Source organism: Acidovorax sp. 94, assembly GCF_003634645.1.
In the GTDB taxonomy this organism is placed as follows: Bacteria; Pseudomonadota; Gammaproteobacteria; order Burkholderiales; family Burkholderiaceae_C; genus Acidovorax; species Acidovorax facilis.
This window is the reverse complement of the sequence record NZ_RBJA01000001.1, coordinates 1963200-1976380: the sequence shown is the minus strand read 5'-3', so window position 1 is coordinate 1976380 and position 13181 is coordinate 1963200. Positions and strand designations below refer to the sequence as shown.

The 13181-nt window shown below is 65.9% G+C and carries 14 protein-coding genes and 1 pseudogene; 6 read left to right on the top strand and 9 right to left on the bottom strand.

Annotated elements, in window-relative coordinates:
- Positions 1 to 46 precede the first annotated feature (46 nt).
- Together C8C94_RS09185 and C8C94_RS09180 are read right to left on the bottom strand one after the other, a co-directional pair.
- Positions 47 to 1480 carry an aldehyde dehydrogenase family protein gene (locus tag C8C94_RS09185; protein WP_121422782.1) on the bottom strand — a complete coding sequence of 478 codons (1434 nt, stop codon included), beginning with the start codon at positions 1478 to 1480 and terminating at the stop codon, positions 47 to 49.
- Between the two features lie 104 nt (positions 1481 to 1584).
- Entirely contained in the window at positions 1585 to 2289 is a 705-nt protein-coding gene (locus tag C8C94_RS09180) for a Crp/Fnr family transcriptional regulator (RefSeq protein WP_121420506.1), read from the bottom strand.
- A gap of 133 nt (positions 2290 to 2422) precedes the next feature.
- On the opposite strand from C8C94_RS09180, the gene C8C94_RS09175 reads away from it, so the two are divergent.
- Positions 2423 to 2947, top strand: coding sequence for a DUF962 domain-containing protein (locus tag C8C94_RS09175; RefSeq protein ID WP_121420505.1), 525 nt, complete (start codon positions 2423 to 2425; stop codon positions 2945 to 2947).
- 16 nt (positions 2948 to 2963) lie between these two features.
- Positions 2964 to 3845, top strand: a complete 882-nt coding sequence (locus tag C8C94_RS09170; protein WP_121420504.1) for a bile acid:sodium symporter family protein — start codon at positions 2964 to 2966, stop codon at positions 3843 to 3845.
- Between the two features lie 22 nt (positions 3846 to 3867).
- On the opposite strand, the gene C8C94_RS09165 is transcribed toward C8C94_RS09170, so the two are convergent.
- The gene (locus tag C8C94_RS09165; RefSeq protein WP_121420503.1) at positions 3868 to 4689 is read right to left on the bottom strand and encodes a metal-dependent hydrolase; all 822 of its coding nucleotides are present in this window, start codon (positions 4687 to 4689) and stop codon (positions 3868 to 3870) included.
- Positions 4690 to 4825: 136 nt separating this feature from the next.
- Between C8C94_RS09165 and C8C94_RS09160 the strand changes: the two genes are divergently transcribed.
- Positions 4826 to 5443 (top strand): TetR/AcrR family transcriptional regulator, encoded by a 618-nt coding sequence (locus C8C94_RS09160; RefSeq protein ID WP_121420502.1) that lies wholly within the window; start codon positions 4826 to 4828, stop codon positions 5441 to 5443.
- A gap of 4 nt (positions 5444 to 5447) precedes the next feature.
- Here C8C94_RS09160 and C8C94_RS09155 read toward each other — a convergent pair whose 3' ends face one another.
- The 6 genes and pseudogenes from C8C94_RS09155 to C8C94_RS09130 form a co-directional block, all read right to left on the bottom strand.
- Positions 5448 to 5834: a VOC family protein gene (locus tag C8C94_RS09155; protein WP_121420501.1), complete on the bottom strand. Its 387-nt coding sequence runs from the start codon at positions 5832 to 5834 to the stop codon at positions 5448 to 5450.
- A 17-nt stretch (positions 5835 to 5851) separates the two neighbouring features.
- Positions 5852 to 8392 (bottom strand): cation-translocating P-type ATPase, encoded by a 2541-nt coding sequence (locus C8C94_RS09150; protein WP_121420500.1) that lies wholly within the window; start codon positions 8390 to 8392, stop codon positions 5852 to 5854.
- A gap of 100 nt (positions 8393 to 8492) precedes the next feature.
- A pseudogene (locus C8C94_RS09145) lies at positions 8493 to 8648 on the bottom strand (rubredoxin); the annotation flags it as partial.
- 40 nt (positions 8649 to 8688) lie between these two features.
- A complete protein-coding gene (locus C8C94_RS09140) occupies positions 8689 to 9453 on the bottom strand; it encodes a cytochrome b/b6 domain-containing protein (RefSeq protein ID WP_121422781.1) in 765 nt (254 codons plus the stop codon).
- Positions 9454 to 9469: 16 nt separating this feature from the next.
- Positions 9470 to 9985 (bottom strand): diheme cytochrome c, encoded by a 516-nt coding sequence (locus tag C8C94_RS09135; RefSeq protein ID WP_121420498.1) that lies wholly within the window; start codon positions 9983 to 9985, stop codon positions 9470 to 9472.
- An 11-nt stretch (positions 9986 to 9996) separates the two neighbouring features.
- Positions 9997 to 10401 carry a DUF1924 domain-containing protein gene (locus C8C94_RS09130; protein WP_121420497.1) on the bottom strand — a complete coding sequence of 135 codons (405 nt, stop codon included), beginning with the start codon at positions 10399 to 10401 and terminating at the stop codon, positions 9997 to 9999.
- A gap of 117 nt (positions 10402 to 10518) precedes the next feature.
- Between C8C94_RS09130 and C8C94_RS09125 the strand changes: the two genes are divergently transcribed.
- The 3 genes from C8C94_RS09125 to C8C94_RS09115 all read left to right on the top strand — a co-directional run bounded on the left by C8C94_RS09125 (position 10519) and on the right by C8C94_RS09115 (position 13129).
- Complete coding sequence (locus tag C8C94_RS09125; RefSeq protein WP_121422780.1) at positions 10519 to 10896, top strand: PepSY domain-containing protein; 378 nt, start codon at positions 10519 to 10521, stop codon at positions 10894 to 10896.
- 125 nt (positions 10897 to 11021) lie between these two features.
- Entirely contained in the window at positions 11022 to 11696 is a 675-nt protein-coding gene (locus tag C8C94_RS09120; RefSeq protein WP_121420496.1) for a response regulator transcription factor, read from the top strand.
- Positions 11693 to 13129: a sensor histidine kinase gene (locus tag C8C94_RS09115; RefSeq protein WP_121420495.1), complete on the top strand. Its 1437-nt coding sequence runs from the start codon at positions 11693 to 11695 to the stop codon at positions 13127 to 13129. Before C8C94_RS09120 ends, C8C94_RS09115 begins: the two co-directional genes overlap by 4 nt.
- Positions 13130 to 13181: the final 52 nt, after the last annotated feature.

Genomic DNA, 13181 nt, shown 5'->3' with positions numbered 1-13181 from the left:
CCTGCCTGCGCTGTCGTGCGCAGGCGAGACACCCTGCAATGCCTCTTCAACCGTACTTGATGGCCACGGTCTTCAAGGTGGTGAAGCCGTACAGCGCCTCAAAGCCCTTTTCGCGCCCGTAGCCGCTGGACTTGACGCCGCCGAACGGCAGCTCCACACCGCCCGCAGCGCCGTAGTTGTTGATGAACACCTGGCCGCTGTGCACGCGCTTGGCCATGCGGAACTGGCGGGCGCCGTCGCGCGTCCAGATGCCCGCCACCAGGCCGAACTGCGTGGCATTGGCCAGTTCCACCGCATGGTCCTCATCCTGAAATGCCATGGCGCACAGCACGGGGCCAAAGACTTCTTCCTGCGCCAGACGGTGGTTTACCGGCACATCGCGCAGCAAGGTTGGGGCCTGGTAGTAGCCGGTTTCGGGGGCTTCATCCACCACCACGCCCTGGCCCACCATGGGAATGCCAGCGACTTGTGCGTCCGACAGAAAGTCCCACACGCGCTGCTGCTGCGTCTGGCGAATCAGCGGGCCCACGTCCAGATCCATGGCGGCGGGGCCGACGCGCAGCTTTTCAAACGCCTTGCCCAGGCGCTCCAGCAGCGGTTCGTAAATCAGCGAATCGATCAGCACGCGCGAGCCGGCCGAGCAGGTCTGCCCGGCGTTCTGCACGATGGCATTGATGACCACGGGGATGGCGGCGTCCAGGTCCGCATCCGCAAAGATGATCTGCGGGCTCTTGCCGCCCAGCTCCAGCGTCACGGGGCAGTGGCGCTCGGCGGCCACCTGCTGGATCAGCGTGCCGATCTTGGGGCTGCCGGTGAAGCTGATGTGGTCAATGCCGGGGTGGCGCGCCAGTGCGTCGCCCACCTCATGGCCGTAGCCGGTGACGATGTTGAGCGCACCGGCGGGGAAGCCCACTTCGGCCGCCAGCTGCGCCACGCGGATCAGCGACAGGCAGGCGTCTTCGGCTGGCTTCACAACGCACACATTGCCCGCCGCCAAGGCGCCGCCCACGCTGCGGCCAAAGATCTGCATGGGGTAGTTCCAGGGGATCACATGGCCCGTCACGCCGTGGGGCTCGCGCCAGGTCAGCACACTGTAGCCATCGGGGTAGGGGATGGTCTCGCCGTGGAACTTGTCGCACGCACCGGCGTAGAACTCGAAGTAGCGCGCCAGCGCGATCGCATCGGCGCGTGCCTGCTTGGTGGGCTTGCCGCAGTCGCGCTGCTCCAGCGCCGTCAGCTCGTCCGCATGCTCCAGGATCTTGGCCGAGAGCTTTTGCAGCAGGCGGCCGCGCTCCACCGGGGCCAACTTCTGCCACACCGCGTTGTAGCACTGGCGGGCTGCATGCACCGCCGCGTCGATGTCGTCGGCGTTGCTGCGCTGGATCTCGTCGAAGGGCTGACCGTCGGACGGATCCATCACGGGAATCGTGCGGCCCGAGGCGGACGGCACCGAGGCATTGGCGATGTAGTTCAGTTGCATGGCCGTCATTTTGCCCGGAAATGGAATGTGTTCTTACTATTTAAGTGAAAAGTGCCTGTGACGCTTATGGGTAAATCGCTGGTAGCTATATATTTAATAGCAATTCAATAGCAGGTGGCGCGCAGCGCCGCCAGGTCCAGAATCTCCAGCTCGCCGCGTTGCACGCGCACCAGGTGGCGCGATTCCAGGTCCTTGAGGATCTGGTTCGTGGTCTGGCGCGAGATGGCCAGCATCAGCGACAGCTGCTCCTGCGAGATACCGATCACTCGGCGCGACTGGCCCTCGGCGTTCCACTGGCCGTAGCCCTCGGCCATCATCACCAGGCGGCGCGCCAGGCGCTGCGGCGCGGGCAGCAGTGCCAGGTCTTCCACCGCCACAAAGGCCGAGCGCAGCTTGTCGGTGAGCAGCAGCGCGAGCGCATGCCAGTGCTGCGGGTGGGCCTGCAGCCACGCCTGCAGCCGCTCGTGCGGAATGTGCAGCAGCGTGGTGGGCTCGGTGGCCTGCGCGTCGTGCGTGCGTGCGGAGTTGTCGAACACCGAGATTTCGCCAAACCAGTGCGGCGGCTCCAGGCGGATCAGCAGCGCGGCCCGCGCCTCGTCGGCCCGGCCGCCCGTGCCCGAGATGCTGACCGCGCCGCGCACCACCGCATACAGCCCGCAGGGCGCATCGCCACGGAGAAACAGCACTTCGCCCGTCTGCAAATGGCGCACCTGTGCCATGGCCAGCAGCGGCTGGGCAAAGTCGGTCGGCAGGTGGGCAAACCAGCGGCCGGACTGGAGGACGGGCAGATAGGTGGCGGGGTCGGTCATGCAGTGCAGATTGGGCGCGAGGCAGGGTGGGGCGGTGCCGTGGGAGTGTGCCTTTTTGTCGTCTGCACGACAGACGCTGGCAATGCCCCGGGGCGAGTATTGATGCTGCTCAAAACAACAGCCGGAGACACCCATGAAAACCCTGATCGATCATCTGGCGCAGTACGCCGACTACCACCGCGACCCGCGCAACATCCACACCCATTTTGTGGGCGTCCCGATGATCATGTTTGCGGTGGTCATCCTGCTGTCGCGCCCGACCTGGATGGCGGGCGCGTTGCCGCTGAGCCCTGCGCTGTTCGCTGCGCTGGCGGCCAGCGTTTTCTACTTCCGGCTGGATATGCGTTTCGGCCTGGCCATGGCGACCCTGCTGGCGGCCATGCTGGTGGGGGGGCAGTGGGTAGCTTTGCAGAGCATGGCGGTGTGGCTGGCCACGGGCATCGGCCTGTTTGCCGTCGGCTGGGTGATTCAGTTCGTGGGCCACTACTACGAAGGTCGCAAGCCCGCGTTTGTGGACGACTTGGTGGGCCTGATCGTCGGCCCGCTGTTTGTGGTGGCCGAGTGGGCCTTTGCGCTGGGTTTGCGCAAGGAAGTGCAGGCGGCGATCGAGCAGCGCAGCGGCCCGGTGCGACTGCGCACCGGCCAGGCACCTGCATAAGCCCCGCGCGTGACCCATGAGCTTTGTTTCCATACTTCCCACCTTGTTGTTCATCGCCCTGGGGCTGGTCATGTTCGGCCTGGGCCTTTCGCTCACGGTGGGCGACTTCAAGCGCCTGCTGCAGCATCCGCGTGCCGTGGTGCTGGCCCTGGTGCTGCAGGTGCTGGTGCTGCCAGCGGCGTGCTACGCCCTCATCGTGCTGCTGGGCGTGGCGCCGCTCTACGCGGTGGGGCTGATGCTGCTGGCGGCTTCACCGGGTGGGGTGTCGGCCAACCTGTTCAGCCACCTTTTTGGTGGCAATGTGGCGATGAACATCTCGCTTACCGCCATCAACACCGTGTTGTCCATCGTGAGCCTGCCGCTCATCACTAACTGGGCGATCAACACCTTTGCGCACACGGGCCAGGTGGTGCCGCTGCAATTTGGCAAGGTGGTCGAGGTGATCATCATCGTGCTCGTGCCGGTGGTGCTGGGCATGGCGGTGCACCGGCGCGCGCCGGCCTTCAGCGCCCGCATGGAAAAGCCCATGAAGATTTTTAGCGCCGTGGTGCTGGCCGCTTTTGCGCTGATTGCGATTGCCAAGGAGTGGACGGCGCTGGTCGAGTCCTTCGCGGGCATCGGTCCGGCCGTGTTGTTGTTCAATGCGATCAGTCTTGCGTCGGGGTACTACCTGTCGCGGGCGGCGGGGCTCGACAAGTCCATGGCCACGGCCATCAGTTTCGAGATCGGCATCCACAACTCCACGCTGGCCATCTTCATCGCGCTGTCGGTGCTGGGCAACTTTCAGCTGGCGCTGCCTGCGGCCATCTACTCGGTCAGCATGTACATACTGGCGACGCTGTTTGGTGGGCTGGTGCTGCGGCGTGGTGCCCAGCCAGCGGCCGCCGTCAGCGCCTGAAACCGCATTCTGGTGTTGTGGCTCAGCGTGCGTCCACGGGCACGTAGGCGTCGCTGTGCTGGGCCAGCCATTGCTGTGACAGGTCCGTGCCGTGCTGGCTGGGGTGAAAGTCGTGGCGCAGGTATTCGCGCCATGGGCGCCACGTTTCGCGCACCAGGCCGCCCTTGCCAAACAGCGTGCGCGCCGCACTGGCCCAGGTGGTCCATTTCCACAGCGTCCCGTCGCGGCGCAGGTTCAGCACCGTCTGGCGCAGGGCGTCGCCCAAGAAGACGAGGGTGATGCGGCGAAACCAGGTGATGCGCCACTCGTGGTTGCCGCCCAGCGCCTGGTAGATGTCGAACGCCGTGTTCTTGTGCTCGGCCTCTTCGGCGCAGTGCCATTGCCACATCGTGGCCAGGCGGGGTTCGGCGCCCGCCAGTGTTTCCGGGTGGGCCAGCAGCCATTCGGCCAGCAGCGCGGTGAAGTGCTCGTTGGCAGCCGTCACGGCCAGGGGGTGGCGTGGGTCGGCTCCGGCAAAAAGCTTCATGCGCTCCTGCGCGCGGGACGCCCATTCGTTGACCAGGCCTTGCTTTTCGAGGTGCCCATTGAACAGCGCATGGATGCGGCGGTGAGTGGCCTCTTGTCCGATGAAGCCGCGCACCTCGTCGGCAAATTGCGCGTGTTGCTCGGGCGGCATGGCTTTGTGCCCGCCCTTCAAAGCGTCGATGAAGAACTGCTCGCCCACCGGGAAGCTCATCGACAGCGCATTGAAGAACGCCGTGCGAAACGCATCGCCGCCGCACCAGTGGCGGTCAAAAGGCGTTTCCAGGTCAATGAGCAGGCGTCGCACGACGAGTTCGGTCATGGGGATGGATCTCCGGGAGCTCGGTAAAAAGAGAGCGTCTTTGTGGTTTGGTACGTTGCAGTACCAGCGGTGAGAAATCATGGAGTGCGCATGTGGTACTGTCAAGTACCTGTTAACCCCAAGGGAATCTGCCAGCATGACCGCACTGCAAGCCGCCCCCCGACCTGGCGCCACCGAGGGTAGGGAACATCGGGATCGCCTGCTGCAGGGCATGGCCCGCGCCGTGGCGACCAAAGGCTATGCCGATACCACGATTGCAGACATCGTGCGCGAGGCTGGCGTGTCGCGCCGTACTTTCTACGAGAACTTTGCCGACAAGGCCGAATGCCTGACAGCGCTGTACGAATCGGCCAGCGGCAACGCACTGGCAGTGCTGCGTGGCGCCATCAACCCCCAAAGCGATTGGCAGGCTCAGGTGGAGCAGGCGCTGTCGGCGTACTTTGGTGCGCTGGCCTGCAATCCGGTCCTGCTGCGCACTCTGTTCATTGAAATCCTGGGCCTGGGCATGCCCGGCCTGGCCGCGCGGCGGCGCGTCAACCAGCAGTTGGTGGACCTGATGCTGGAGGTGGTGAACAACCGCCCGGGGGCGCCCCTGCGCAAGGCCCCGTTGCAGCCCATGATGGCCATGGCGGTGGTGGGGGGTATCAACGAGATGGTGCTCCAGTCCATCGAACAGGGGCGCGCCGGACAGCTGCAGGAGCTGGTGGCGCCCGCTGCATTGCTGCTGCGCGCGGCCACCTCGACGGATCTTTGACCGTTCACACTTCGTTGGCGATCTCGATCAGGTTTTCGTCCGGGTCATAGATATAAACCGACAGCAACTTGTGGCACGCTCCCGTAGCTCCCACCGGGCCTTGCACGATGGAGACGCCTTCGGCTTGCAGATGTGTCACCACTTCTTCCAACGGGGTTTGCGTGAGAAAACACAGGTCGGCAGAACCCGCGGTGGCATGTCGCACGTTCGGGTCCACCACCGTGCCTACCTCGTGCAGATTGATCTTTTGATCGCCGAAGTGCAGCGCATACCGCCGGGGCTTGAACTCCCGCGCAGTCATGCCAAGCACACGCTCATAGAACGCGATGGTTTTTTCAATGCTGGCAACGGTGAGTACAACGTGGTCGAGCGATTCCAGAACAATGGGCATGGCGTGTGGCGGGATGGTCAGACGGTTGGATGATTGTGCGCCTGCGTTGTGGGGCGGAGCCATCGTTTGTTGGCTGCAAAGAGCCCTGTCAATGTCAATCCGGCCACCATCGCCATGAGCCAATGCAGGGGCGGCAACGGCGCAAACTTGAAGGCTGACGCCAGCCAAGGTACTGTGGTGATGGCAGTCAGCGCCGCCAGTGTGCCGCCCAGCACCCACAGGCTGACGGGTGTGAGGCCCGCCCACAGGCTGCGCCAGCTGGTCTGGTTGCTGCGGCTGGGCAGGATGAGCGCTGCGTTGGCAGCCACCAGCACCACGAAGGCAACCGTGCTGGCCGTGGCGGCATGCGCGGCCTGGCCCAGCAGCCAGGCATAGAGGCCCACCACGGCAGCCGTCACCACGCCGCCCTGCACCAGGCTCAGCAGGATGTGGCGGGCTGAGAGCAAGGGTTCATCGGCGCGGCGCGGCGGCTGCTGGATAAGGTCAGCCGCACCTTCCTCGGCCTCAAAGACGATGGAGCAGGCCGGGTCGATGACCAGTTCCAGAAACGCAATGTGCAGCGGTGCCAGCACCAGCGGCAGCCCAAACAGCACCGGCAGCAGCGCCAGCCCGATGATGGGCACATGCACGGCGAGCGTGTAGACCATGGCCTGACGCAGGTTGGCAAAGGTCTGCCGCCCCCGGTGGATAGCCTGAACAATGGCTGCGAAGTCGTCGTGCAGCAGCACCAGCGCTGCAGCCTCGCGCGCCACGTCGGTGCCGCGCTGGCCCATGGCGATGCCGATGTGGGCGGCCTTGAGGGCGGGGGCGTCGTTCACGCCATCGCCCGTCATGGCCACCACCTCACCCTGGGCCTTGAGGGCTTCGACCAGCGCCAGCTTCTGGTGCGGCTTGATGCGCGCAAACACGCTGACCTGCCGGACTTTGCCGGTGAGCATGTCGGGGGACATCAAGGCCATTTCATCGCCGGTGACGACCTGGTTGTGGGCGATGCCCGCCTGGGCTGCAATCGCGCGTGCGGTGCGGGGGTGGTCGCCCGTGATCATCACCACGCGGATACCCGCCTGGTGACACTCTGCAATCGCCTGGGGCACCTCGGGTCGCAGGGGGTCGGCCAGTGCCACGAGGCCCAGCCATTCAAAGTCAAAGTCGTGCTGAATGTCGGGCCAGTCGTCTTGCACGCGGTGCCGGGCCTTGGCCACGCCTAGCACCCGCAGGCCCCGGTCGGCCAGACGGGCGGCCTCGGCGCTGACGGTGGCCCGCTCAGCGTCAGGCAGGTGGCACAGGTCGGCAACGGCTTCGGGCGCACCCTTGGTGGCCACGGTGTCGTGCGCGGATGTGCCGTCGCGCCACAAGTGGCTCATGGCCAGCAGCTGGGGCGAGAGCTCATATTCGCGCGCCAGCGACCAGGCGGGGTGCAGGTGCTCGGTGCCTGCCAGATGATTCCCCGCCATGCGGTGAAAGGCCTGCTCCATGGGGTCGTGCGGTTCGATCTCGCTGGCCAGCACGGCGTATTCGAGCAGTTCGTGAAAGGCCTCTGGCAGCGCCGTGCCACCTGCTTCGGCTGCTTTTTCGGGCAGGTTCTGCACATCCAGCTCCTCGCCCGCAATGCACAGTGCGGCCACGGCCATGCGGTTTTGCGTGAGGGTGCCGGTCTTGTCCACGCACAGCACGGTGGTCTGCCCCAGCGTTTCGATGGCGTTGAGCCGCCGTGTCAATACCTGCTGCGCCGCCAGCCGGCGTGCAGCCAGGGCCAGGAAGACGATCATGATCACCGGCAGCTCTTGCGGCAGGATGCCCATGGCCAGCGTGATGCCTGCCAGCACGGCTTGCAACGCGTCGCCGCGCAGTGCCCAGAACAGGGCCACCAGCAGCACACACAGCGACAGGCCGATCAGCACGAGCTTGTGGGTGAGCCGTGCCATTTCTTCACGCAAGGGCGAGGCCTGCAGCGCAATGGTGTCGAGCGACTGGCCAATGCGGCCCAGTTCGGTGTGGCGTCCCACGCCAGTCACCCGCAACAGGCCCTGGCCGCTGACCACCAGCGTGCCTGCAAATACCTTGTCGGCAATCTGCTTGGCCACGGGCTCGGACTCACCGGTCAGCATCGATTCGTTGGTGGCCAGCTCGTGCGCCTGCAGCAGGGTGCCGTCAGCCGGGATGCGGTCGCCCTCGGCAATCATCAGCAGGTCCTCGCGCACCACATCGCGGCCTGCGATGCGCACCATGGTGCCGCCTCGCAGCGCCAGCGCGCGGGGGCTGGAGAGGTCGCGCAGGGCGTTCAGCGCGTTGTCGGTGCGGCGCTCCTGCAGCACCGTGATGGTCATGATGATCACCACAAAGCCCAGCAGGATCAGGGCCTCGTGCGCGTCGCCCATTGCCAGGTAGATGCCGCCTGCGCCCAGCAGCAGCAAGAACATGGGCTCGCGCACCACGTCCCAGGCCATGTCGCGCAGCGTGCGGCGCTGGCTGATGCCCAGTTCGTTGGGGCCTTCTTCACGCAGGCGCTGGACGGCAACGGCCGGGTCAAGGCCAGTCTGTGGGGGTTGTGCGGGCATCTGGGGGCGTGGGGAGTCTTGAGGCGATCTTTCTTATACCTTTGATCGGTGAAAGTGTCAGTGTGCTGGTGCAGCTGTTTCCCAGATCACACCTTGCACCTCACACCTCGCACAGCGCAAAGTCTGCCTTGCCCACATTGCACTCAGGGCACCGCCAATCGTCTGGCACATCGGCCCACAGGGTGCCTGGCGCAATGCCCTCATCGGGCAAACCCGCAGCTTCGTCATAGATCCAGCCGCAGACCACACACATATAGATTTTCATGGGTTGATCCTGAAAGTTGTTTTGACGGGCTTCAGTCATCATCGTGGTGTCTGCTGCGCTCGCTCGTCGTGCCGCTGGCCATCAAACCATGGGGCGATTGTTGCCACTCCCAGGCGCCAAAGGCCAGCACTGCCAGCAGCAGTGCTGCCGCCAGCCAGGTGCGGTTTTTCTGCACCAGGTTGGGCCCGGGGCCTTCCACGCGCCCGGTCAGCATGGGAAGCGCCTGATTCTTGCGCCGCAGCATGCTCAGGCCGGCAATCAATGCGAGGTGGGCCAGCACGACAAACAGCATGGTTTCTCCGAAGAACTCGTGCACTTCTTCGATCCAGTCGCCACCCAACACGTCGCCCCAATCGTTGTAGGTGGCATAGCCGCTCAAGGTGATAGGAACGACCAGGATCAGCAGCAGCACCACCGCGAGTGTCATCAGCAGGTTTTGCCCCTGGCGCCAGTTCACCTGGCTCACCTGGCTGGCAGAGCGTGCTTGGGACAGGGTGCGCAGCCATGCGGGAGCCCCGGCCAGCTTGCGCCACAGCAGGCCGAGGGCCGAAGTGCGCGGGCCAAAGATTCCGTACAGCACGCGAAAGCCCAGCAGGCCCGCCATCGCGTAGCCCAGCGTGACGTGCAGCAGCCGCCAGTGTTCGCCGTCCGCAGTGGCGTAGGCGCCCACAAAACACAGCGCAAACAGCCAGTGGAACATGCGCGTGGGCGCGTCGGTGACCCGGCGGCTGGGCGTTTTGGCAGTCGCTGGCTGCGCTGTGGCGCTGACCGGGTCGAAGGAGGGGGTGGTTTGCATGGTGTTTTCCTTGGGTTCAGTCGTTCCAGGCGCGGCGTGAGCGGGCATCCAGCCCCGCGGGCATGCGCAGGTCGTGGTCGTCAAATTGCCCTTGGTCGGCACCCGTGTGGCAGGCCGCGCAGTTGGCGGCGCTTTTCACGCTGGCAAGTTTCCAGGCGGAGGGCTCGATCTTTCGGTGTTTGCGCTCAAACCATGCCGAGCGGGTGATGCGGTCCTCGGGCGGCTCTTCGCTCACGCGCTTGTAGGTGCCGGCGTGGGCCTGCAGCCACTGGTTGAGCTGGCGCACGGTGGCCGCGTCCAGCGATGCGTCGGTGCCATAGTGCTTGTCGAGCCCCGTCATCACGCGGCTCCACGACGCGGCGGGCAGCAGCCCGGGTGGGTAGGCGGTGTGGCAGGCTGCGCATTCCTGCGTGTAGGCGCTGGGCACGTTGCGGGGCATGGCGCGCCCGCTGTCGGCGTGGGCGCTAGAGAACATCACCATGCAGACAGCGGCGGCCAGGGCGGCGGGGTGAAGGGGGGCGGGTTTTTTCATGGTGTTGCGATTCAAGGCTTGAGAGCGTTGAGGTAGGCCAGCACATCGGCCTTCTCGACGGCGGTGCATTCGCGGCTCAGCACGTCGTTGCAGTTGCGGCGAAACCACTTGTCCACCTTGGCGGTGTCGGTGAATGCCTTGGGGTTGAAGGCAGGGGCCAGGGGCGCTATCGACTTGCCGGTGCTGGCGTGTTTGCCCTGCGTGGTGGGCGGCGTGCCGTGGCAGGATGCGCAAGACCACTCGCCACCGTGGCGGGCATTAAAGAACACCTTGCCTTTATCGGCATTGCCGGGGCTGCCTGCCTGTGCGCTCCAGTGCGCGAGCTGCTGGGCGGCGGTGGTGTCGGCGGCGTGGCTGGGGCTGGCTGCGGCCCAGAGGCACAGTGCAGCCAGGGCCAGAGTGCGAACGGTTGTCATCGTGGTGTCCTTGTAGGTGTTTGTTGTCCTATACCGCCATTGTTGAAACCCCAGCCTGAACGGCGCGTGAAAGGGCTGTTCATCGGCCGTTCAGACACTGCGCGGGACAATGCACCCATGTTTTTTTCCCCCCACCGTGCTTCAGAGCGCTGCCACGCCATGCGCTGGGGCGCGGCAGCTTGTCTGCTGTGGGCGGCAGCGGTAATCGCACCAAACGCCTTGGCCAGCGGCAAGGACGACCACGACCGCGCCCGGCAGGCCGTGCAGGCGGGCCAGGTGCTGCCGCTGCCTGCAGTGCTGGAGCGCCTGCAGCGCGAAGTGCCTGGCCAGGTGCTCGAAGTGGAGTTGGAGCAGGAGCGGGATCGCTGGATTTACGAGATCAAGCTGCTCACACCTGCGGGGCAGTTGACCAAGGTCAAGCTCGATGCACGCACGGCCGAGGTGCTGCGCGTCAAATCGCGCGACGATCAACGTACCGGCCGAGAACACCGCTAAGACTGCCCCGCGTGGGCTCGTGCCCATGCAAGCAGACGATGCTTCCAATCGCCCGATTTCGCTCCAACCCTTCGGGCAAGGTACTTGTGCGACCCTAAAAAAACACTGAACAGGTTCTAAAGCCCATGCGCATCCTCCTCGTAGAAGACGACACGCAGCTGCGCACCCAGTTGCGCACCGCGCTGCAAGGTGCGGGCTACACCGTGGACGAGGCCGACAACGGGCGCGACGCGCAGTTTCTGGGCGAGACCGAAGCGGTGGATGCCGTGGTGCTGGACCTGGGCCTGCCGGTGGTGGATGGGCTCACGGTGCTCAAGCGCTGGCGGGCCGAGGGGCGCAACATGCCGGTGCTGATCCTCACCGCGCGCGACAACTGGCACGAGAAGGTGGCGGGCATTGATGCGGGTGCCGATGACTATCTGACCAAGCCCTTTCACCTCGAAGAGCTGCTGGCACGCCTGCGTGCGCTGATCCGCCGCGCCAGCGGGCTGGCGTCTGCGGTGCTGCAGTGTGGCGACTGGTCGCTGGACACCCGCAGCGGCCGCGTCACCTGCGCGGACCAACCCGTGGCACTCACGGCGCACGAGTACAAGGTACTCGACTACCTCATGCACCGCCCTGGCGTGTTGGTGTCACGTGCAGAACTGACCGAACACATCTACGCGCAGGACTTTGACCGGGACTCCAACACCATCGAAGTCTTTGTGGGGCGCCTGCGCAAAAAACTGCAGTCGCCGTCGGCCAGCGCGGCCCGTATCGAGACGGTGCGTGGCATGGGCTACCGCCTGGTGCCGCCATGAAACGGGGCGCGAACCGCGGCGGTTTGCGCTGGTCACGTTCCCTGCGGTTTCGGCTACTGGCCGTGACCGTGGCGGGGCTGACGGTGGCGGTGGTGCTGGCGGGCCTGGTGCTGAGTGGGCTGTTCCGCGAGCATGTGCAGCGCCAATTCGAGGCGGCCCTTGTGCAGCAGCTGGACCAGGTCACGGCGCGGCTGGAGTTTGATGCCCAGGGCCAGCCGGCGATTGCCGCGCAGGCTTTGTCAGACCCGCGCTGGCTCAAACCCTATTCGGGCCTGTACTGGCAGGTGGACGCCATGGCGCCCGATGGGCGCGGCCGGGCTGGGGTGCTGCGTTCGCGCTCCTTGTGGGACACCAGCCTGGCCCTGCAGGTGGATGCGCTGGCTGACGGTGCCGTGCATGTGCACGAAGTGGCAGGCCCGCAGGGCGCGCCCTTGCTGGTGCTGGAGCGCACCGTGCGTGCCGAGGGCGTGGATGCAGCACGCTGGCGGCTGATCGTGGCGGCCGATCTGCAAGCCACCCAAGCGGCCACCGCGCAGTTCACGCGCGTGCTGGCGCTGTCGCTGGCGGCCTTGCTGGTGCTGCTGTCAGCGGCCGCGTGGGCCCAGGTGGCCGTGGGCCTGCGGCCTCTGCAGGCGTTGCAGCGGGGCTTGCAGGATGTGCAGCAGGCACGCACCACACGGTTGCAGGGCGCATTCCCTGCCGAGATGCAGCCGCTGGTGGATGACTTCAACGCCGTGCTGGAACGCAATGCAGAAGTGGTGGAGCGCGCGCGCACCCAGGCAGGCAATCTGGCGCATGCCCTGAAAACCCCGCTTGCGGTGCTGGAGAACGCGGCCTGCGCGCCAGCACCCAGTGATGGCGCAGCGCTGGCTGCACTGGCTGCACTGGTGCGGGAGCAGGTGCAGGTGGCGCGGCGCCACATCGACTGGCACCTGGCGCGATCCCGCGTGGCTGCATCGGCACACCTGCCCGGCCAGCGCACGGCGCTGGAGCCGGTGGTGGGCGGACTGGTGCGCGTGATGAACAAGGTGCATGCCGGGCGCGGGGTGGACATCACGGTGGCGCTGCCCGATGCCCCGCTGTTCTTTGCGGGCGAGGCGCAGGACCTACAGGAAATGCTGGGCAACCTGCTGGACAACGCCTGCAAATGGGCGCAGTCCACCGTGCGCTTGCAGGCGCAGGTCCTTGCTGGGCAGCCGCCCCAGATGGTCGTCAGTGTCGAGGACGACGGCCCCGGCATCGGTGCGGCGCAGCGTGCGCAGGCGGTGGAGCGTGGCGTGCGGCTGGACGAAACGGTGCCGGGCACGGGGCTGGGCCTGGCCATCGTGCAGGATCTGGCGGCCCTGTACGGCGGGCGGCTGGAGCTGGAGCCTGCCGACCTGGGCGGCCTGCGGGTGGTGCTTGTGTTACCCGCGGCGCTCGAGACGGCGTAAAAAAGCCCGCCGAAGCGGGCTAAGGCCCTGACAAATCCCTTCAATCTCTCGA